This window comes from Nocardia sienata NBRC 100364 (genome assembly GCF_001613205.1).
Lineage (GTDB): Bacteria > Actinomycetota > Actinomycetes > Mycobacteriales > Mycobacteriaceae > Nocardia > Nocardia sienata.
Genome location: NZ_BDBX01000015.1, coordinates 35081 through 57243 on the forward strand (window position 1 = coordinate 35081; position 22163 = coordinate 57243).

Genomic DNA, 22163 nt, shown 5'->3' on the forward strand with positions numbered 1-22163 from the left:
GGCGCACGCGGCAACGGCACGATTGCCGTTATTTACTGTGTGGCCCCGACTCGCTTTCGCCGCGGGTGCTCTCCATTCGAGAACCGACCCTGCGGGTTCTGGGTGCGGTCTGCGCGGTGACCGCTATCGGCTAGATGTTCTCAAACCAGAGACATGTTACAGAGACGAGCTTCTCACTCCTCCCGGAGCAAAGGAATCACCGGCGCGAATGCGTCCATCTGGGTGGGGAATATCCCCACGTAGGACATCCCGGTGAGCTGCCGCACACGGCGCATCTGATCGGCGATCTCCTCGAACGTGCCGATCGCCACATACGGCGAGCTCAAGATCTCCTCGACCGACAGCTTCACGTCGACTTCCAGATCGGGATGCAACCCGCGCTCGATGGCCGACAGCGCCATTTCGGCGGTCTTCTCCCGGTCGTCGGTGATGACGATGGCCGTGATCGCCCAGTTCAGCTCGATCTGCTCGAACCGGTCCCCGGCGGCCTCCTTGATCAGGTTCACCTTCTCGATGGTCTTCTCGAGCGTGATGCCCGACAGCAGGCCTTTACCGTTCGACGTGGTGACCGGAACGATGGAAATGATGTCGGCGTGCTTCGCGGCGAGTTTCAGCATCCTGGGACCGCCGCCGCCAGTGCACAGCGGCGGCCGCGGGCCCTGCCGCGGCCGTGGGGTCCCCTTGACACCCCGCACCTGGTAGTACTTGCCTTCGAAAGTGCACTCCTGACCGCGCAACAGCGTGTCGAGAATGGTCAGTGTTTCGTCGAGCTTGGCCAGGCGCACCCCGGGCCGGTCGTAGTCCAGCCCGGCGGCCTCGAACTCGTCGGCCTTCCAGCCGGCGCCGATCCCCACCTCGAGCCGGCCCTTCGACAGCACATCGATGGTGGCCAGATCCTTGGCCAGCACCACGGGATGCCGAAAACCGTTGGCCAGCACGGAGGTACCGAGGCGGATCCGGTCGGTGGCCTGGGTGAGCGCGCCCAATGCCGCGATCGGGCCGATTTGGTCACCGAGATGATCGGGCACCACGAAAGTGTCGTAGCCGTACTCCTCGGCCTGCTGCGCCGTCTGGATGAACTTGCGGGCGCCGCCCTCCTGCTTGTTTCCCTCACCCGCTGCCGCGAAGCGGAACTTACGCAGCGGGGTGCCCAGCGCGCTCAACTCATCCACCGGTGCGGCGGCTTCTGTCATGAACTCATGCTCCTGGATATCGGAAGTCTGCGAACCCCGTGCCGGCGCAGGGCCCGGGATGCGCGATCACCAGCGCACTTTACAGCCTGCCAGGCAGCGGGGAACACGCTGACTGCGGTGAATTGTCACAAGACGTCCGCTACGGCGACGTCTGGGCCGGATACGCGGATCACGAGTGCGGTGGAGACGGCGCGCTGCCGACGAGGCCGACCGCCCAGTCGGCCGCCCACTGGGTGGCGGTTGTGCCGTCCGGGTCGACCACGAAGTTGTGGTAGAGGCTGTGCACCGGGTTGCCCACGGCCTGCGCGAGGGTACCGATACTGCCGAGAATATTGGCCGGACTCAGCGCGTTGCGGGGCGCGTCGCAGATCAGGTCGCCGGGCGCGCAGATCGTGTACACCCGGTCGGCCAATTCGCCGAATCCCTCTTTACGGACACCGGTCATGGTGATTCCCGGAACGGTCAACCCGGCCAGCGCCACTTCCGCGCCTACGCCGGGCGGCGGGGTGCCGACCTGGATCGGCTGACCGTCACCGGTCTCGCCGGACCGCCGCCCATCGGCGATCAAGGTGACCCCGAGCACTCGCTGCGCGGGCACCGGACCGTTGCCCTTGCCGATCTGTTCGGCGATATCACCGACGATCACCGCACCCTGCGAGAACCCGGCCAGCACATAGGTGGTGAGCGGGCACTCCTGGTGGCGCTGGGTCAGGAAATCGAAGGTCCGCCGGCTGCCCTCGGTGCGGCTGGCGTTGTAGGAGGCCTGCCCGTCCGGCGGAATGGCGATCGGATTGGAGAACTGCGCGATGTAGGGGACGGTGTAGACGTCGACCCGGCCCTTGGGGAACTGTTCCCGGACCGGATTGCTCACATTGAGCATGAGCGAGGCCGGGTTGGCCGTCGGGTTGTACGGGTCGTCGGTGCTGCTGGACTCCCAGGTGCCCGGCACCGAGATCATCTGCACATCCGGGCAGCTCGCGGGCTGGCTGGTCGGCTCCTCCGGCCCCGGCTTGGGGCCCGGGCCGGGGCCGGGTTCCCGCAGGCAGCCGGCCAGCAGGTACCAGAGCAGGATCACGATGACGAGCCCGACGACTCCCACCGCGAGCAATGTCAGACAACCCTTGGGCCGGGACCGACGAGACCCGGTACGTCCTCTACTCATCGGCTATCACTGGCAGTAATGCGCTTTGGCGGTGCTGATGTAGATCTGGCCCGCCTGCTCCACCGGCATCTTGGCGGGGTCGAACGACGGATCCGAACCGGCCATCGCGTTCACGAAGGTGGCCATATCGGCATCGGAGGTCCCGGCGGCCACACCCTGGCAGACGTAGTTGCCGATGCTCAGCGCGATATCCGGGGAAGACGGGGTGACACCCTGTTTGGCCAGCTCGTCGACGAAAGTCTGCTCCTTGGCACCGAGATTCCCGGTGTCGGTTTCCTGCGGCGGGACCGGGGCGGGACGCTCCGGCTCCTCGGCCGGAGCCTCGGGTTCGGCCGGCTGCTCGGGCGCGGGCGTTTCACCTTCCGGCGCCGGCGCGGGGGCCTGGCTCTCGCTCGAAGGCACCGGGGCCGCACTCGCGGACGTCGTGCGGGCCGAAGTCGACAGCGTCGGGGTGCCGGTGGCGGTCGAGTCGTCGCTGCCGCAGCCGGCGAGCAATCCGGCGGCCGCCACCGCCGCCACCACTGCCAGCAGTGTGCCTCGGGTCCGATACATACATTCCATCCTGTGTTCCGGCGCACGGATGCGCCCGGGTTCACGGCCGCTCGAGTCAGGGCCGCCGAACCACTGGGTTGACGGTCGGGTGTGCGTCCGGCCCGGCGGGTTACCCCGGGCCGCGACCCCCGAGGGTAGTAGCTGTGTTTTCTGCGCGCTGGCGCGCGGGGGTCGAGGCCCCCTCGGTCTCGCCGTTTCGGCCTCGGGACCCGAGCTTCGCTCATGCGATGTGCGGTCGGCCGTTCGCGGGAGGCGGGCAATTGGGCACCTTCGGCGAAGGGTCGAGGCGGGCCTCAATCCGTGGAGGTGTCGCCCAAACTCGACTCATGGAGGTTGTGTGGGCATCGGGCGTCCATGTCGGCATGCGAGTCCGCTCTGACGGCCGACGGCTGCTGCGCTCTCGACCACGGTGAGGCACCACCGTGGTCGCATCGAGTGACGCGTCTCACTTCCGCGCGGCGATCAACCGTGGACTTCGGCGCGGTTGTCCCGGACGGTGATGAAACCGCGCTGGAAGTTCTGCTGAACCCCACCCGGGATCGGGAATTCGTCGCTGATGGGGAAGCCGAGCCGCCCGTTCTCGTAACCCGCGTCACGCCAGGCGTCCATGATGGGCCCGTCGCGGACCGCCCACGCGCCGGACAGGGGGCTCCAATAGATGGAGCCACCCTCGAAGCGGGTGAACTGGCCGAGGTCTTTCAGCGGGGCCTGGGCGGCGGCCGGGAAGCCGAGCCGGCTGTTCTCGAAGCCGAGTTCGGCGTACTTGGCCAGGATCATCCCCTCGACACGATGTGCACCGGTGGCAGGGCTGAAGTAGAAGGGCCCGCCTTCGAAGGACTGGACCGCGCCATCGCGGTTCGGCGTCTTCACTTCGGGGCCGACGGGGTAGCGCGCGGGGCCGCCCTCGAAACCCTGCCTGCCCCATTCCTCGAGAATCGCTCCGCGCACCATCTGCGCGCCGGTTTCCGGAGTCCAGTAGAGCGAGCCGTGTCGGAACGGCTGGAAACGGCCGCGGCCGTCCGGTAGCGGCTGTTCGGCGCCGGTCGGCAGACCGAGGCCGCCCTGGGGCCCGGCCGCCGCCTGGTAGCCCCCGCCGATCCGGCCCGCCACCGGATACGCGCCGCCGTCCGGGGAGTAGAAGACGCGGCCGTGGCGGAAATCCTGTGCCAGCCCGCCGGGCACCTGGTATTCGCCGGTGAGACAGTCGCCGAGCCAGCCGTTGCCGCCGGCGACCGCGCCGATGGCGCCGGTGACTGCGCATTCCGGCTTCCCGGCGGGCACTCCGAGCGCTCCGGCGGCCTGGGGCCACGACTGCCGCATTTCGAAATCCCAATACGGCCAGGTGTGGGTGCCCGCGGCCCGGTAGTTCACGGTCGCGGGGATTTCCAGCTCGCCGAGTTTGTCCACGAAGTTCTGTGAGGTCAGCAGGGCGAGTGTCTCCAGGCCCATCCCGAACATATTCGTGCTCACCCCCGGAATTTCGCTGCCCTCGTCGTGTTTGCCGGAGACACCGGTCCCGCTGGAGATGTAGAGCGATTTACCTTTCAGCCGGTCTGCGAGCAGCAGTGGATCGTGTTCTTCCCACTGCGGGCTTCCGGGCGGTCCCCACATGGCATCGGAGTCGAAGCCGCCGGCGTCGACCATTGCCAGCCGAATAGCCTGCGGCATACCGAGGCTGGTGGTGGTGAGAAATCCCGAATAGGAGGCGGCATATTCCACGAACTCGGGATTGCGCGCGGCCAGGAACATTGCGGCCGTTCCGCCCATGGACAGTCCGGCGATTCCCCTGGTCGAGGTGGCGCGCCACTGGCTCTCCAGCAGCGGGGGGAGCTCCTTGGTGAGAAAGGTCTCCCATTTGTAGTTCTTGCCGTTGTCCGGTTGCAGCCAGTCGGAGTAGAAACTCGATTGCCCACCGACCGGCAGCACCACGGTCGTGTTCTTGTCCGCGTAGAAATCCACCGCCCCGGCTTCCCTGATCCAGCCGCTCTCGTCGTCGGTGGCGCGCAGGCCGTCGAGCATGTACAGCACCGGGAATTTCGCGTCGGGCTGGGTGTTCCAATCCCGGGCCAGCAGCAACCGCACCTGGATCGGAGCCCCCATGGCGGGCGAATCGACCCAGACGGCCACATCGCGGTCGGTGTGCCAGACCACATTCCGGATCGCGGCAGGGGACGCGGCGGCGGTCGGCTGGGCGAGGGCGGGCACCTGCGCCGCGGCGAAGGGAAGCACCAGCGCGGCGGCCCAGGCCGTCAGCTGCCGCCGGGCGCGTCCACGGGACCGGCCGACCGTCGTCCCCCCGTTTGCGCGTGTCATCCCTGCCACCCACTGTTTGTACCGCCGTGGCGTGCGGATACCCGGTAGGACGCGCGGACAGCAAACCGGTTCACCACCACGACGAGCACCTACGACAACGGCGCCACCTGCTTCGATACGAAGCGGGTGGCGCCGTTGGGTGGATCTATCGGTTCAGCGGCAACCGGATGGCGTACCTTCGATCACCAGCCGTTGGTGGAATCCAGGAACATCTTGCGCGAGGCGAAGAGCTGGCCCTCCCAGTACTTCCAGGAGTGGGTGCCCACGTTCGGGAAGTCGAAGTGGGCGTTGATGCCCAGCGTCTTCAGACGGGCCTGGAAGGCACGGGTGTTCACCAGCGACAGCGCTTCCAGCGCCATGGCGTTACCGGTGTTGAACGCACCGACCGCACCGGCCGGCTTGTCGTACGGGCCGGGCAGGCCGCTGGCCGCCGAGATGTACATGGGCAGGCCACGCAGCTGCGGGGCGAACACGAACGGGTCCATCCGCAGCCACTGCGGGCTCCACGGCGCGGCCATCGAGTCGACGTTGTAGCGGCCCGCGTCCAGCATGGCGATACGGATGGCCTCACGCATACCCGGCGCCGAGATGTTCAGGTAGCCGGAGTAGGCGGCGGCCGAGCGGAACTGGTCGCGGTGGTAGGCGGCCAGGGCCAGGGCGGCGCTACCACCCATGGACAGGCCCGCGATCGCGTTGTTGGTCCGCGAGACGCCGTGGCCCTCGAGGAAGGCGGGGAGTTCCCGGGTCAGGAAGGTCTCCCACTTGTAGGTGAACTTCTGCCCGTTGGTGTTACTGGGCGAGTACCAGTCGGCGTAGAAGCTCGACTGTCCACCGACCGGCATGATCAGGGAGATGTTGTCGTTGCCGAACTGCTGGAGCGCGTTGGTCTCGAACGACCAGGCGTTGCGATCGTCACGGGCGCGCAGGCCGTCGAGCAGGTAGAGCCCGGCGTTGCCGCCGCGCGCCGCCCACTGGACCTGGACCTTGATCGGGCCCATGCTCGAGGGAACCATCAGTTCTTCGAAGGCGCCGCGCTTGACCGGTGCCGCGGGCGAAGCCAGGGCGGTCGGGGCCGCGATACCTGCCGCGACGGGTAGCGCGAGCACTGCCGCACCGATAGCCAGAATCCGGTTACGCCAACCGCGGGGTGCCCGCGAGGACCCGGTACTTCTCTTCGGGCCGGCTGCCCTGCCGAAACGCATGAATTCTGCTCTCTTTCTGCTGTTGTGGCGTTGTCGCTACCGCTGCGCGGACAACACCCCGTTTCTCCTCGGCGGCGCCGGCGGCCGGGTCCCGACCTACCGCGGGGCCGACAGCGCTACAACGATCTGGTCACAGATGTGCTCGGAGGACTTTATTCGACCTCATCGGGCCTAAGCAAGGCCGTGCTGATCCGATGGCCGAAATCCGCCGCGAGAACCGCTGTGATCGCCCCGTGACGATACCTTGCCGGGGCGTTGATGTCTCGGCGGGCCGGGATATTCGGCTGTTATCGAAATCGCGCTCCGACCTGGCTTGTGTAACGGAATACGAACCGAGGACGAATTCCCATCGACAGTAGTGTGCCCGCCCCGGAGGAATCCTCCGGGGCGGGCACACCGCTGCGGGTTCGGAGTCTCTCGCACGAGACCCCGAACTGCCGTTATCCGATATTCGCCGACAAATCGGGAAGCATCCGATACACCTCGGCCTCCCAGTAGGTCCAGGAGTGAATACCGGTCGCCGGGAACGAGTAGGTGACATTGTTCGCGCCGAGCGTCATCATCCGCACCTGGAACGCCCGGGTGTTGGCCAATGCGAGCGCCTCGAGTCCCATACCGGTGATCGTGTTGCCGGTGAACCCGTCGGCGTCCCCGGGCAGCGCGCTGCCGGCGGAGATCCACAACCGGGTGTTGTGGTCGCGAAGCAGTGGCGCGAAGACGAACGGATCCATCCGCAGCCACTGCGGGCCCCAGGGCGGCGCCATGGAATCCACGTTGTAGCCGCCTGCGTCGATCATGGCGGCCCGCAGGGCCTCGCGCATACCGGGCGCGGAGACATTGAGGTAGCCGGAGTAGGACCCGGCGAAGCTGAACTGGTCCGAGTGGTAGGCGGCCAGGGCGAGGGCGCCGCTGCCACCCATCGACAGACCGAATACGCCGTTGCGGTTCGGGTTGAAGCCGAGCCGGTCGCGCAGAGCCCATCGCAGATGCTGGTTGATGAAGGTCTCCCAGGCGTAGCGGTAGCTCTTGCCCGGGCCCTCGGAGATGACGTTCATGGCCCCGGAACCCGAGGACGAACCCGTCGGCGGGAGCCCGAAGAAGGAACTCGGCGCGTTCCAGTCCGCGTAGAAGCTGGACATACCGCCGATCGGCATGACGACGTTGATATTCCAGTCGGTCAGCGCGTTGGCGACATCGGTGTCGTTCTCCCAGCCGCTGTGCGTTTCGGGGGCCCGCATACCGTCGAGGGCGTAGACCACCCGGTTGGTGTTGCCGTCCTTGGCGCGGAAGACCCGCGACCTGATCGGACCCATCTCCGGGGAGTCGACCCAGAAATCGAAACCGGCCGGGTTGGGGGCCGCCTCGACCCGGGGCGCGATATCGGAAAGAGCCACCGCGAGGGGAGCGAGCAGCGCCACCGCCATCCCCATCGCCCAACGCTGTACCCACCGCCGGATACGCACCGATCCGGGCCTGCGCGCACTTCGCATTCGACTAGACCTTTCGCCTGGACAGCCGGACAGCAAGTACCTAGCTACGTTACCGGCCCCATCTCGGATACATAGACCACTGCTCCCATCGGGAGACGGAAGCCGTTATCTGGATACATGTTCCTGGTGCACCAAGCGGCTATACCCGGGTTCATGTTGCACAAATGGTGTCGTAGGTCACACTCTTGTGGGAGGTGGCGCGCGCAATCATCGCCCGACCCGCCGGCAACTCCCCTTGGCAACGATTGCGCAAAGAAGCCGGCCGGGTTGTCCGACGCGCGCCCCGGTCAGCCGATGTTCGCCGACAGATCCGGGATCATCCGGTAGACCTCGGTCGCCCAGTACCGCCAGTTGTGCACGCCGACCGCGGGGAAGTCGTAGGTGGCGTTGTTCGCCCCCAGCGACATCATCCGCACCTGGAACGCTCGCGTGTTGGCCAGCGCCAGCGCCTCCAGACCCATCGCGTTGACCGTGTCGAAGCTCAGCCCGTCGGTGGCGGCCGGGAGTCCGCTGCCGGCCGAAATCCACAGGCGGGTGTTGTGTTGGCGCAACTGCGGCGCGAACACGAACGGATCCATCCGCAGCCACTGCGGGCTCCACGGCGGCGCCATGGCGTCGATATTGAAGCCGCCGGCATCGAGCATGGCCACCCGCAGCGCCTCCCGCATGCCGGGTGCGGACACATTGAGGTATCCGGAATAGGAACCCGCGTAGCGGAACTGATCGGGATGGTAGGCCGCCAGCGCCAGGGCCGCACTGCCACCCATGGACAGCCCGAACACGCCGTTGCCGTGCGGGTTGAAGCCGAGCCGATCGCGCAGCGCCCAGCGCAGGTCGCGGGTCAGGAAGGTCTCCCACTTGTAGGTGGTCGTCCGCCCGACTCCGGCCGCCGAACCCGAGGCCAGGCCCGAACCCGAATCGGCCGCCGAACCGGTGGCACCGCCGGCGCTACCGGAGCTGCCCAGTCCGAAGAAATCGCTCGGGGCGTTCCAGTCCGCGTAGAAACTCGAGCGGCCGCCCACCGGCATGACCACGTTGATATTCCACTTGGTCAGTTCCCGGGCGACATCGGTATCGATCTCCCAGCCGCTCAGATCGTCGCGGGCACGCATCCCGTCCAGGGCGTACACGACCCGGCCGGTGTTGCCGTCGGCGGCGCGGAACACGCGCGACTTGATCGGTCCCATCTCCGAATCGACCCAGAAATCGATACCGCTGGGGTCGAACTGCGCCGATGCCGGAGCCGCGGGACCGGCCACCGAGGCACCGACCGGGAGCAGGGCGGCCAGGGACAGCAGCACCGTGCGCTTCAGCCGACCGCCCCACCGCCGTTCCGGATGTGCGCTCCGGACACCACGGCCGATAACCCCTCGCATGTTTTCCCGCCCTCCGTCGTGCGACCCACGGCCGCGCAGTACGACTACCGCTCCCCGGCCCGGACGAGCCGGGGCCGGACGCCAGCACTTTAACCCGACCGCGGTTCACCCGCCCACCAGGAATGCGAAGATGCGGCGAACAGCCGAACTACTGTCGGGGAAACAGCAGTTCAGCGTACCGGTGGTATCGGATCGACGAGACCACAGCGCTGAATTTCATATTTCGGCACCCGGTCTATGCGGTACGACGCGAAATCCAGAGCGTGCAGCAGATTGTGCTTGAACCGTTCGAATGTCAGCGGGCCCTTGTACGAGAGTTCCAGCGCGTAGGTGTCCGGGCACGACATCGCCACCCGGGCCTGTTTCACCCAGTCCTCGTCCATGTACCAGGGCAGCCAGGGCTTGATGTCCACCATGCCGGTCTCCACGATCACCCAGTCCGCATACAGGCTCTTGTCGTGTCCGATCCGCCCGTCGGTGAGCCGATCGGTGTGCGCGGCCAAGGGGAACGCCAGGCCCATCGGATCGATGACCCGGACATCCAGGGGGACATTCATGCTGGTCATGCCGAGGTTCAGAAAGTAGACCGTATGCCCGTACCCGCCCGGCGGGATGGGCAGCGGCGGCGGGGCGATGTACCACATCATGAACGACGGGGAATTGAGCAGTAGACCGCCGTCGGGGGTGTTCTCGATCGCCTCCACCATGGGGCGCATCCGGGCGTAGTCGAGGTAGTCCTCGGCGCGGATGGGGTGATCGTGACCGGTGTTGAGGACGTAGTAGATCCGCTCGTCCACGATCCCGGACTTGTTGATATGGGTGCCGGTCTTGATCGCCGTGGTACCCGAGGCCAGCAGCGCCCACGCCACCGTGCCCACCACCGCGACGACCAGCACCGCGAAAGTCGGGGCCTCGCGGCGGGACAGCGACCGCAGACCGCCCTCGGGCAGTCGCACCGGAAGCACCGCGACCGGCAGCAGGAACAGGAACAGCTGCGGCAGCAGCATCCGCCCGTGCATGAAATCGCCGCCGACACGCAGCGCGTAGATCGTCAGCAGCACCGCGGCGCCGAGCACCAGCGCCACCACCGCCGTCGGTGAATGCAACCGCTCCCGGAACTGCCGCAGCCGACCGGCCTCCGGGTCCACCACGGTGCCGGTATCCGGGCGCACGTAATGCGCCCGCGCGGCCACCAGGCCCGCGACCAGCAGGACGACAAGCGGTACGTAGAGATAGTACGGACCGGCCAGATCCCACAGGTAGGTGAAACCCTGGCCCCATTTCGCCCCGCCCGCGTCCTTGGCGACCGCGGTGTTGGGGTAGGGCAGGCCGTAGTAGCCCATCCGCCAGACCTGGTAGAGCAGCGGGACCGCGCCGGCGACCGCCACCACCAGGCCTCGCAGCAACCACGGACGCAGCCGCGACCGCGGCATGGGCGCGAAGAAGATCAGCAGCAGGGCCAGGCCGCCCACCACGGTCATCTCGGGCCGGATCAACGGTGCCAGACCGGCCAGGAAGGCCAGGCCCAGCAGCCCGGGCACGGTCGGCTGGTCGGCCTTGCTCCACCGCACCAGCAGCAGCCACAGCAGGGCGATCCAGCAGATGACCAGGCAATTCTCCAGACCGGAGGTCACATAGTCGCGAGCGGGCGGCACGGAGATATAGGCCAGCGCGCCGGCGGGCAGCAGCAGCGTCGACGACGCCGGGCCCCAGAGTTTGCCGGTGCCGAGCATCGCGAACAGCACCGCCAGCAGCGAAAGTGTCAGCGCGACACCGAGCACCACGTATTCCAGCCGACCCTGGGTGAGCCAGCTGAAGAACCAGACGACATAGGTCCAGGCCGTGCTGGTATTGGTCTCGACCCGTTCGCCCGCGTTGAAGACCGGACCGTTGCCGGCCAGCAGGTTGCGCACGGTACGCAACACGATGAGCCCGTCGTCGGCGATCCAGCGCCGCTCCCAGCCGCCGAACGCGAACAGGGCGACGGTCACCAGGATGCCGCCCGCGAACACCGCCCGCGAGACGGGACGACCCGGCGAGCGCCGCCGCTCGGTGGCGGCGCGCTCGTCGGGCTGTTCTGTTTCGGCTACCGCAATCTCGTCAGAAGAGATAGACAGCGACACCTACCGCTCCGATCCAGGCGATGGCGAGCAACTGCAGGACGCGATCGCCGAACGCGATCTCCTCGGGTTCACCGGCTTCACCACCGTCGACGTCCACGGCGTAGCGCAGGATCGCGATGGTGAACGGGATCATCGAGAGGGCGAACCATTCGGTGTCCTTGGCCGCGCCCTGTTCGAAGGCCCACAGACCGTAGAAGACCACCACCGCGGTCGCGGCCAGGCTCCAGATGAACCGTAGGTAGGTCGGGGTGTAGTACTCCAGCGATTTACGGATCTTCGCACCGGTGGACACCGCCAGCTGTAGCTCGGCGTAGCGCTTACCGGCCGCCATGAACAACGACCCGAACGCCATGATCAGCAGGAACCACTGGGACAGCGGGATCCCCGCCGCCACCCCGCCGGCGATCGCACGCAACAGGAAGCCCGAGGACACGATGCAGATGTCCAGGACCGCCTGGTGTTTGAGACCGAAGCAGTAGGCGAGCTGCACCCCGATGTACACGGCCATCGTCACGGCCAACTGCCAGGACGCCAGGAACGACAGCGCCAGCGAACCGAGCAGCAGCACGGCCGACAACGCGAAAGCGAGATTCACCGGGACCACACCGGCGGCGATCGGACGGAACCGCTTGGTGGGATGGGCCCGGTCGGCCTCGACATCCATCGCGTCGTTGGTCAGGTAGACACCGGACGCGGCCATGCAGAAGACGACGAAGGCGATGGCGACATTGGCCAGCACATCGAGATCGGTCACCGAACCCGCCGCCATCGGGGCGGCCAGCACGAGGACGTTCTTCACCCACTGGCGCGGACGAGCTGCCTTGACCAGGCCACCGACCAGCGTTTTGGGAGGCCCTTTGACTTCGGCTTCGGCCAGATCAGCGCCGGTGGGCTCTTCACTCATGGCGGGCAGCGCCTTTTCGTCTTGTGCGGTCACTGTCGAGTCTCTTTTCGGCGGCGAGCAGGGCGGCGGCGGACGCGGCACCGAGCGCGGAACCGGCGAGCACATCGGAGGGGTAATGCACCCCGAGCACGACTCTGGACAGCAACATCGGCGGTACGAGCACCGCAGGCAAGGGTAGCCCGGTCAGTTTTCCGAGCAGCACCGCCGCCGCGGTTGTCGAGGTCGCGTGCGAGGAGGGGAAGCTCAGCTTGCTCGGCGTCGATACGTTGACCTGCACCGATGGCGCGTGCGGGCGGGGCCGGCGGACGATCCGCTTGATCACGATGGAGGCCGCGTGCGCCCCCACGGCGCCGACCGCCACCCCGGCCCACTGCCGACGCCTGGGTTTGTCGACCAGCGCGCCCACCGCGGCGATACCGACCCAGCCGAGTGCGTGCTCGCCGAAATGCGACATACCGCGTGCCGCCGAGATCACCGGTGGGGTCGCGATGGCGCCCTGGACCGCTTCGAGGATCTTGACTTCCGCCGGTGACCGGCCGGTACCCGAATCCTGCAGGCTCGGGTTCATGGCGTTCACCGCTGGCTCTCCTCGCTGCTGTCGATCCCGAAAACCTTCTCCCACGCGGCCGTACCGGTGAGCTCCGCGTGCGCGGCCCGGTAGCGCTGCCGCATCTCCGGCAGGCGCGCGGCGAGTTCCTTGCGCAGCCGCAGCGCCTCCCGGAGCAGGCCGTAGGCCTGGCGGGGATCGCGCTTGCGGTACACCACCCCGCGTCCGTCCGCGGTGGTGACGGTGACCCCGTCGACCTGCGAGAGCAGGAACCAGCGCGCGTCCAGCGTGGGCACGTTCAACTGGGGCCGGTCGTGGTGCTCCTCGTGCGCCGGACGCAGGTTGTGCAGCAGGCCCTTACCGAGCCGCACGATCTTGGCGATCGGGTTGGCGGGCTCACCGACCGCGCCGACCCCGATTCCGCTGGCCAGCGGGAGTTCGGTGGACGAGGGCAGGATCACCGCGTCGGGATACTGTTTGCGCAGTTCGTGTACCGCGCCCAGCGCGCTCGGCAACAGTTCGAACAGGCGTTGCGGACCGGCCAGGAAATCGCGGATCGCCAGATTCTGGATGGCGACCGTCGAATATTCCAGGCAGAGCAGGTGTTTGAGGGTCGCCTTGACCGTGTTTGCGATCATGGCGCGGCCGTTGCCCGATTGGTGCAGCGCGGCGACGACCAGGCGATTGCGCAGATGGAAATACGCCTGCCAGTCGATCGCGTCGTCCTTGTCGCTCCACGCCATATGCCAGACCGCGGCACCGGGCAGAGTGACCGTCGGATAGCCGGCCTCCCGGGCGCGCAATCCGTATTCGGCGTCGTCCCATTTCAGGAACAGCGGCAGCGGCTGGCCGAGTTGTTCGGCCACCTGACGGGGTATGACGCAGGTCCACCAGCCGTTGAAATCCACATCGATACGCCGGTGCAGCAGTTTGGAATTGTCGCGGTCGCGCAGCGGGTATTTGGCGAAATCGTGGTCGTATTCGACATTCGGCGCCGCCGACCACATGAATATATTGCGATCGACGACCTCACCCATCACATGCAGATGGGAACGTTCCTGCAGGTTGAGCATCTGGCCGCCCACCAGCACCGGTGATTTCGCGAAGCGGGCGAAGGCCAGCGCGCGCAGGATCGAATCCGGTTCGATCTCGATATCGTCGTCCATGTAGACGATGAATTCGGCGCTGGTGGTTTTCAACGCCTCGTACATCACCCGGCTGTATCCGCCCGACCCGCCGAGATTCGGCTGATCGTGAATGGCGAGCCGGTCGCCGAGGACGGCGGCGGCTTCGTCGAATCCGGGCTCGTCGACGACTTTGCGGGTGCCCTGGTCGGGGATGATCACCGCGTCGATCTGCGCCAGCACCAGCGGATCGGCGCCGAGCGCCTTCAGTGTGGTGACCGCGTCGGTGGGGCGGTTGAAGGTCGGCATACCGACCGCGATCCGGCCCTGGCCCGGCGCCTCGACCGGCGCGTACCAGCCTCCGGACACCAGGGTGACCGCGGTGTCGGTGGTGATGTCGAACCAGAGCCAGCCGCCGTCCTCGAACGGGCCAAAATCGGCCTCCATCTCGACCGACACCGTCTCCGCGCCGGAGGCCACCGCGAACTCACGGCCCTGGACGTGGATACGGGAACCGTCGGCCTTGGAGCGGTACAGGTCGACGCGGCCGTGCCCCGCCAGCTCCAGCCGCAGCACCACCGAGTCGAGCATGCTCCAGCGCCGCCAGTAGCTGGCCGGCAGCGCGTTGAAGTAGGTGCAGAACGACACCTCGGACTCCGCACCGATCGACAGCGAGGTCCGGGTGGTGGCGTGGGCGCGCCGCGCGTTGGTCGCCGACTCCTCCAGGTAGAGGGTGCGCACATCGAGCGGTTCGCCCGGCCGGGGCAGGATCACCCGTTGCAGCAGCGATTTCGCTCGGGTCGCGGACGCGCTGGGCGCCAATGATGCAGAGGTCATACGTCGTTGTTCTCCTCGGCCAGCGGCGCACCCGTCTCCAGGTGCGGGCGCAGCACATTGTCGAACATGTTCAGCGCACTCGCGATGGCCATGTGCATGTCCAGGTACTGATAGGTACCGAGGCGGCCACCGAACAGGACCGACGCGTTCGCGGTCTCCTTCTTGGCCAGCTCGCGATACGCGGTCAGTTTGGCCCGGTCCTCGGGGGTGTTGATCGGATAGTACGGTTCGTCGCCGGTCTTGGCGAAACGCGAGTACTCGCGCATGATGACCGTCTTGTCCGTCGGGTAGTCCCGCTCCGGATGGAAATGCCGCGGCTCGATGATCCGGGTGTAGGGCGCATCCGCGTCGTTGTAGTTCATCACCGACGTGCCCTGGAAGTCGCCGGTGGGCAGCACCTCGGTCTCGAAGTCGATGGTGCGCCAGCCCAGCTCGCCCTCGGTGTAGTCGAAGTAGCGGTCCAGCGGGCCGGTGTAGACCACCGGAGCGTCCGGGTTCTGCGCGCGCAGCTCGTCACGGACGTCGAACCAATCGGTGTCCACCCGGACCTCGATCAACTCGCTCGCGGCCATGTTCTCCAGCCACTTCGTGTACCCCTCTTTGGGCAGGCCCTCGTAGGTGTCGTTGAAGTAGCGGTTGTCGAAGGTGTAGCGGACCGGGAGCCGGGTGATATTGCCGGCGGGCAGTTCCTTGGGGTCGGTCTGCCACTGTTTGGCGGTGTAGTCGCGGACGAACGCCTCGTACAGCGGACGGCCGATCAGCGAAATGGCCTTTTCCTCGAGGTTCTGCGCGTCGGAGGTCTCGATCTCGGCGGCCTGCTCGGCGATCAGCGCGCGCGCCTCCTCCGGGGTGAAATACCGGCCGAAGAATTGTGACACCAGGCCCAGCCCCATCGGGAACTGGTACGCCTGACCTTTGTGCAGGGCGAAAACGCGGTGCTGATAGCCGGTGAACTCGGTGAACTGCGTGACATAGTCCCAGACCCGTTTGTTCGAGGTGTGGAACAGATGCGCGCCATATTTGTGGATCTCGATACCGGTTTCCGGTTCGGGTTCCGAATAGGCATTACCGCCGATATGCGGGCGGCGATCCAGCACGAGGACTCTCTTGCCCAGTAAGTTCGCGCTGCGCTCGGCGACGGTCAGCCCGAAGAAGCCGGAGCCGACGACGATCAAGTCGAACTGTGCGGTGTTATCTGAGTTACCCGGAGACGATGCGGCGGTCACGGGAGCCCAGCGTATCGGAAGCGCTTCCCGGCGCCAGTCGGAGTCGGGAGGTCAGGGGTATTGCCAGGTGAGCGGCTCTCCGCACCGTTTGCCGGGGGAAACGAGAGCCGGGGCCGGCGCGGTCCGGCCCCGGCGCGGGGAAAGTGCGTTCTACCGGCACTGTCAGCGGTAGCCGTACGGGGCGACCCCGTAGGCACCGACCGCAACGGGCGCGCGGGCGGCCTCGATCCACCGCTTGGTGGGGGCGATGGCGGCCAGTACCAGGGTGAGGATCGCGAAGAGTGGAGCGCCGAGCACGCTGATACCGCCGCCGACAGCGACCACACCGACCACGACGACGGTCAGCACGATCGAGAGCACACAACCGAGGATGACCATCACCCGCCCGGTATTGCTGCGACGCAGCAGCAGGGTGCCGCCGATCAGGAGCAGCAGAGCCACGATGCTGTAGGCGATGCCGAGCACCACACCGGTACCTGCGAGGTCGAAATCGAAATCGATATCGGGCCCGCCGGAACTCGAACTGGAACTGGTGCGGCGGCGGGCGCCGGTGGCCAGGACGGCGCCATTGGTGAGCGAACTCTCCGACGTGGCCGAGGCGAGCACGAACATTCCACAGGCGGACAACGCGCCGGCGACTCCACCCAGCAGGGCCAGGATCCCGGCGGTGATACCGGTGCCCCCGCTGGGCGGCGCCTGATATCCATAGGCGCCGGCGAACTGCGGACCCGGCGCGTAGCCCATCTGGTGGGCGGGCGGGGCCGGGTAGGCGGGCGGCGGCGAATACGGCGCCGCCGGAATTTGCGGCGCCGGAAATGGCGAAGCCGGCTGCTGCGGTCGACCATACGGATAATTCACGGGACCTCCCCCTCGTCACGGTTTCCGGCACTGTACCGCGCGTCGCCGGCGACCGTCGGTGCGCCGATTCCCGGCAAATGTGAAACACAAGTACCCGCACACGTATTCGTGTGCGGGTACCCCGACGACGCCGTCACTATTCGAGATTGTTCTCGGCGTAGATACGCATCGCGTCCCGGATCAGCTCCGCCGTGCCTTCCGCGTGCACGTCGTAGTTGGCCCCGAAACGCTCGTCGGCGACATACATTTCACCCAGACCCGTGAATTCTTGTGCGCCGGGACGGTGGCCCTGCCGGCCGCCGGTCACCCATTCGTAATGCCGCGCGGTGATCTCCTGGACCTCGGCACTGTCCGGGGTGAGCCCGGCTTCACGCGCCCGCCCGAAGGCCGCGGCGATATCGAGCTGCGCCTGCTGGAACGCCTGTTTCTCCGCGGCACTCAGCGAACGCCACCAGCGGTCGCCGTTCTCGTAGGCGTCCCTGCCCCAGCGCTCGACGACCTCGTCCTTGTACTGCGTGTGATCGAATTCCTCGAAAACTTCTGCCGCCACGAGTCGTTCACCTCTTTCCAACTTGTCCAATATGGTGTGCACCGACACGATCCGGCGGCCGATCCGGTCCTGTTCCTGCCGCAGCAGGTCCAACTGGGCACGCAGCGCGGTGATCGCGTCGCGCTCCCCGGCGAGGATCTCGCCGATCACCGGCAGGCCCACGCCGAGCTCACGCAACAGCAGGATCCGTTGCAGCCGGACCAGCGAACTCTCGTCGTAGTAGCGGTATCCGTTCACGCCGATCCGGCTGGGCGGCAACAACCCCAGCTGCCCGTAGTGGCGCAGGGTGCGGCTGGTGGTTCCGGCCGCCTTCGCCAGATCCTGGATAGACCATTCGTCGTTGCGGGAGCCCGCGCCCACGACCTTCACCTCTTCCGTCCGCGTCGGTGTCTTCGGGCATGACCGGGGCCCCGCGTGGTTACGCTCCGCTGCCGCCTCCGGGCCTTACCCGCTCATGCTGTGCCACCAGACTGCAAGTTGACGCTACGTAAAGGTCAAGCCGTACGGCGACGGCGACGGCTAGAACACCTCGGTGGTCTCCATCCTCGTCGGAATCCGCTGGGCGCCGGGCACCGGCGCGGGGCGGTCGCCCTCGACCGTGCCGGACCCGGCCGGACGGGTTCCGGATTCCGGCGCGACACGACCGGCCGGCATCCGGCCCGGAATCGTCGCCGCCTCGGACTCGGCCGCGCCCGGCCCGGAATTGCCGGATTCGGTATCGGCGGGCCCTGTGCCGTCGGCTTCGGCGCTACCCGCCCCGTCGGTGAGACCGGGTACCAACTGCATCAGCGTGTCGAAGTCGACGACCTGTGCGCCCAGGTCAGGGGTGTAGACGATGACACCGTTCTCGAACAGCCGGTACTTGCCCGCGTCCTCGGGCAGGGGTAGTTCCGGAGTGACGGGCAACCCGAGTGCACCCTGCATACCGCCCGTCTCCGCGTAGGCGGTGTCGATCGGCGAGGGGGTCGCGCCCGGTGCGACACCCGGAATGGCGGGGACTGTGCCATCGGGGGATACCGGGAGCGAGCCTTCCGGAGTGCGCGGTGCCGGCGCACCCGATTTACTTCCCTCCGGTGAGACCTCGTCCCACGGTTCGGTGGCGCCCGGGGCGGCACCTTCCGGGGGTCCGGTGGGCGGGTTCACCGGCGGCGGCAGCGGCATCGGTGTGGTGACGGTGAGTTCGGCGGGTGTCGGTCCCACCTCGAAAGTCCGGATATCGGCCGGCGACCCGCCGTCGGGCGCGGCGGAATACTCGGCGCGCAGGATCCGCCCGTCGCGCAGCAGTACCCGGCCTGCCGTGGCTTCCACCGCGGCGGTGGTGCGCGGGTCCTCCTGGGCGGTGCCGCTGTAGGCCTGGCAGTCGGTGGTATCGCAGGTCTGCGCATAGGGCCAGCGGGTTTCGGCGAGCGCGTAGGACCGGGCGGCCACCGCCTGGGCTTCCAGTGCGGCCGGCGCCCAGTCCGGCGGCATCTCCGCCGGGACCACCCCGAGCAGATAGTCCTGGATGTCCACCCGGTTGACAGTGCGGGTCTCCCCGTTCTCGGCGGCCACGCCCAGCGACCCGCGGTACGCCCCGCCGCCACACAGTGTCAGATGCTCCGCTGCCGGGCGGTTCGGATTCGGATCGATCGGATAGACCCACGGATCCTGGATCGGGTTCTCCCAGAGAACCGGTCCGTCACAGCCCTGGGTGACCACCGCGTGCGCGCCGCCGTCGGGCAGCGGAGTGAGCCGGACAGCCTCGCCCGCCGACAGCTCCTGCCCGGCGAGCCGCATACCGGTGGCGGAAGTGACGACCAGGTCGGCGCCGTCCTGATCCTGCAGCCGGACCGATACCGACGCCGGTCCGATGGTGCCGATTTCGGCGCCCGGATAGTAGTAGGCGAGGATCTGATCGACGTTCTGCCCGTTGTCGGCGTTCTGCAGCGCACCGTGCTGACTCAGGCCGCGCCCGTGCCCCGGACCGGCCTCGGCAAGCATCCGGTATACCTCTCCGCCGCCGGGCCACAGGAGCGATCCGCCGATGGCCAGAGCGGTGACGCCACAGACGAGTAATGGGCCTGGACGGACCCGCCGGCCTCTCATCGACTGCGAAATACCGGGCACCACCAGCGGGTTCCTCAGACGCCCTGAGGCTTTCGGCCCGGTCATGTTGTTTCGGTATGACATACGAGCACTCCCATCGTCAGCCCGGACGCTTTCGACTCGGTACGACGTCGGCATGTCGTTTCGACCGGCCACGCTCCGGGAGCTACATTCGAGCGAACAGGAAAGCCTCAACCTCAGGTTTAGATTTGTGACGAATGTGGCTAGTGTGGTCCGTGGGACTGAAGTTCGCAAGCATGACTTGCTCACCGATCACTGGTTGCAACCCTGATTGGAGAAGCTCGTGCCCTACCGCAAACCGAAGCGTTCCTGTGTACTGCCGGTTGTCGCGTTAGTAGCGGTAGCGGGCCCGATCCTGTTGCCCATGGTCGCCGACCCGGCCGAATCGACCGATCAGATCGAACTCACGGCGGTGCCGCCCCAGCTCACCGAACTCGCGCTGCGCGACGCCCCCGATACTGTGCTGCCACTGGGTGAGCTGACCGGCCTGGATCTGCCGGACCTGCGCCTGGGCAATCTGCAGGCACTGGGCGTACCCGGCCTCACGCCGAACGGTACGACCACCCCCACCGACCCGGGCCGCCGGTTGCCCGGACGGCAGCCCGGGGTGGGTTTCGTGGCCGAGGGCGGGACACCGGCCGCGGACACCCCCGCCCTCACCCCCGGCGTCATTCCGCCGGAGTTCATGGACGCGGTAGGCGCGCAGGTCAAGGAATTGAACCGGGAACAGCCCTTCAGCATGGTCGCCCTGACCGCTCCGGACCTGGCGGACACCACCGTCATGATCCGGGCGAAACAGCCCGACGGCGGCTGGGGCCAGTGGTACGAGGCGAACCCGATCGACGGCGCCGACGGCGTGACGGCCGGCGGGCACACCGGCACCGATCCCATCTATGTCGGCAACACCACTTCGGTGCAGGTACTCGTCACCCGCAAACCGCAGCAGCAAGGGAATGATCCGCTCGGACGGACCCCCGCCGCGGCGGGGGGTGGGCCGCAGCAGCCGCCCGACCTGACCGCCGTCCTCATCGATCCCGGCCGCGGCGCGGTCGACGATCAACTCCAGGACATCGCCGCCGCACTCCCCGGCGGCGGCCCCCGGGTGATCACCCGCAACCAGTGGGGCGCCGACGAATCGATCCGCTGCCAAGAGCCCACCTACGACGACGGGCTGGGCGGGATCACCGTGCACCACACGGCCGGCCGCAACGACTACAGCAGATCCGAATCGGCCGGGATCGTCCGCGCCATCTACGCGTACCACTCGCAGACCCTGGGCTGGTGCGATATGGGGTACAACGCACTGGTCGACAAGTACGGGCAGATCTTCGAGGGTCGCTACGGGGGTCTGGACAAACCGGTGCAGGGTGCGCACGCGGGCGGGTTCAACGAAAACACTTCCGGAGTCGCGATCATGGGCGACTACCAGGTCGAACAGCCCACCGACGCCTCGATCGAAGCCACCGGCGAATTCATCGGCTGGCGCGCCCGGGTCGCCGATCTGGATCCCGAGGGCCAGACGATCATGTATTCGGAGGGCACCGAGTTCACCCCTTATGCGCAGGGTGAGGAAGTACATCTTCCGGTCGTATTCGCGCACCGCGACGTGGGCAACACCAGCTGCCCCGGCGATGCCGCCTACGCGCAGATGGACCGGATCCGCACCATAGCCGCCGGCGAAGCGGGCGCGACCCGGTCGTCGACACCGCGCAGCCAGGCCTCCCGCTCGGATCTGGCCGCGCTGGCCGATCTCACCGCCAAGCTGCTGACCATGGTGAACGACAATGTGATCGCGCAGTACTGGGTCTCCAAGGGTGGACCGGACGGGCCGCTCGGCCAGGCCGCGTCCGAGCCGATGCCCGCGAGCCAGGGACAGCAGTACGCGAAATTCGTGAACGGGTACGTCTATACCGCACCGGACGGGCGGGTGCACGAGGTCGCCGGCAAGGTCCTGGACCGGTTCCTGGAGCTCGGCGCCGATGCCGGTGCGCTCGGACTCCCGCTCAGCGACGCCTACCCGATACCCGAGGGGCTGCGCACCGACTTCCAGAACGGCTCGCTGATCCTGAACCAGGCGGCCGATATCGTCACCACCGTCTGGAAGACCTACAACGACACCTACCAGCAGCAGTCACAGGGGCAGGACGCGCAGCCCGGCGCCGCACCGCACGCGGTACCCGGCGCAGGTCCGGTGCCGCAGGTCGCGGACCACGGGCCCCAGGTCGCGGGGCCGGTTCCCCAGGTCGCGGGACCGGTTCCCCATCCCCGGATCACAGACCCGGTCCCGGAGGTCGCAGGCCCGGTCCCCGACGTCGCGACACCGCCCGCACCCGCCGCCGCCCCGGCCGAAGGACAGTCACCGGTACCGCAGTACTCGCCGGCACCCGCGGCCCAGGTCGGCCCCGCGCCTGCCGCTCAGGTCGGCCCCGCGCCTGCCGCTCAGGTCGGCCCCGCGCCGCCCGCTGCCCAAGCCGGTCCGGGCCGCACCGCCGAGGCCGGGCGGGCACCTCCGCCGGAACCGGCGGCGTCTCCGCCGGAGCCCGCGGCACCGCCCCCGCCACCCGCCTGATCTTCATACCGGCCGCGCCGGATCGTGTCAC

At 67.6% G+C, this 22163-nt stretch carries 16 protein-coding genes; 1 reads left to right on the forward strand and 15 read right to left on the reverse strand.

Annotation, left to right across the window (positions count from 1 at the left end; translation table 11 throughout):
- Window positions 1-173 precede the first annotated feature (173 nt).
- The 15 genes from NS4_RS10590 to NS4_RS10660 form a co-directional block, all read right to left on the reverse strand.
- The gene (locus NS4_RS10590; RefSeq protein WP_063059353.1) at window positions 174-1193 is read right to left on the reverse strand and encodes an LLM class F420-dependent oxidoreductase; all 1020 of its coding nucleotides are present in this window, start codon (window positions 1191-1193) and stop codon (window positions 174-176) included.
- Window positions 1194-1362: 169 nt separating this feature from the next.
- Entirely contained in the window at window positions 1363-2355 is a 993-nt protein-coding gene (locus NS4_RS10595) for a cutinase family protein (protein ID WP_063059354.1), read from the reverse strand.
- 6 nt (window positions 2356-2361) lie between these two features.
- Window positions 2362-2907, reverse strand: coding sequence for a DUF732 domain-containing protein (locus NS4_RS10600; protein WP_063059355.1), 546 nt, complete (start codon window positions 2905-2907; stop codon window positions 2362-2364).
- 462 nt (window positions 2908-3369) lie between these two features.
- Complete coding sequence (locus NS4_RS10605) at window positions 3370-5220, reverse strand: alpha/beta hydrolase-fold protein (protein ID WP_063059356.1); 1851 nt, start codon at window positions 5218-5220, stop codon at window positions 3370-3372.
- A 182-nt stretch (window positions 5221-5402) separates the two neighbouring features.
- Window positions 5403-6422, reverse strand: coding sequence for an alpha/beta hydrolase (locus tag NS4_RS10610; protein ID WP_084487096.1), 1020 nt, complete (start codon window positions 6420-6422; stop codon window positions 5403-5405).
- A 440-nt stretch (window positions 6423-6862) separates the two neighbouring features.
- Entirely contained in the window at window positions 6863-7852 is a 990-nt protein-coding gene (locus tag NS4_RS10615) for an alpha/beta hydrolase (RefSeq protein WP_245665266.1), read from the reverse strand.
- A gap of 347 nt (window positions 7853-8199) precedes the next feature.
- Window positions 8200-9288, reverse strand: a complete 1089-nt coding sequence (locus NS4_RS10620) for an alpha/beta hydrolase (RefSeq protein WP_084487097.1) — start codon at window positions 9286-9288, stop codon at window positions 8200-8202.
- Between the two features lie 170 nt (window positions 9289-9458).
- The gene (locus NS4_RS10625; protein WP_084487098.1) at window positions 9459-11411 is read right to left on the reverse strand and encodes an arabinofuranosyltransferase AftB family protein; all 1953 of its coding nucleotides are present in this window, start codon (window positions 11409-11411) and stop codon (window positions 9459-9461) included.
- On the reverse strand, window positions 11389-12315 hold the full coding sequence (locus NS4_RS10630; protein WP_063059359.1) for a decaprenyl-phosphate phosphoribosyltransferase: 927 nt from the start codon (window positions 12313-12315) through the stop codon (window positions 11389-11391). The genes NS4_RS10625 and NS4_RS10630 overlap by 23 nt, the downstream gene beginning before the upstream one ends.
- The gene (locus NS4_RS10635; RefSeq protein WP_051164230.1) at window positions 12308-12883 is read right to left on the reverse strand and encodes a phosphatase PAP2 family protein; all 576 of its coding nucleotides are present in this window, start codon (window positions 12881-12883) and stop codon (window positions 12308-12310) included. Before NS4_RS10635 ends, NS4_RS10630 begins: the two co-directional genes overlap by 8 nt.
- 5 nt (window positions 12884-12888) lie before the next feature.
- On the reverse strand, window positions 12889-14823 hold the full coding sequence (locus tag NS4_RS10640) for a glycosyltransferase (protein WP_063059360.1): 1935 nt from the start codon (window positions 14821-14823) through the stop codon (window positions 12889-12891).
- A complete protein-coding gene (glf, locus tag NS4_RS10645; protein ID WP_063059361.1) occupies window positions 14820-16049 on the reverse strand; it encodes a UDP-galactopyranose mutase in 1230 nt (409 codons plus the stop codon). Before glf ends, NS4_RS10640 begins: the two co-directional genes overlap by 4 nt.
- 162 nt (window positions 16050-16211) lie before the next feature.
- The gene (locus tag NS4_RS10650; RefSeq protein WP_157105991.1) at window positions 16212-16907 is read right to left on the reverse strand and encodes a hypothetical protein; all 696 of its coding nucleotides are present in this window, start codon (window positions 16905-16907) and stop codon (window positions 16212-16214) included.
- 136 nt (window positions 16908-17043) lie between these two features.
- Window positions 17044-17817 (reverse strand): MerR family transcriptional regulator, encoded by a 774-nt coding sequence (locus NS4_RS10655; RefSeq protein ID WP_063059379.1) that lies wholly within the window; start codon window positions 17815-17817, stop codon window positions 17044-17046.
- A 159-nt stretch (window positions 17818-17976) separates the two neighbouring features.
- Complete coding sequence (locus NS4_RS10660) at window positions 17977-19437, reverse strand: SpoIID/LytB domain-containing protein (protein WP_063059363.1); 1461 nt, start codon at window positions 19435-19437, stop codon at window positions 17977-17979.
- A 409-nt stretch (window positions 19438-19846) separates the two neighbouring features.
- Between NS4_RS10660 and NS4_RS10665 the strand changes: the two genes are divergently transcribed.
- Entirely contained in the window at window positions 19847-22132 is a 2286-nt protein-coding gene (locus NS4_RS10665; RefSeq protein WP_084487101.1) for an N-acetylmuramoyl-L-alanine amidase, read from the forward strand.
- Window positions 22133-22163: the final 31 nt, after the last annotated feature.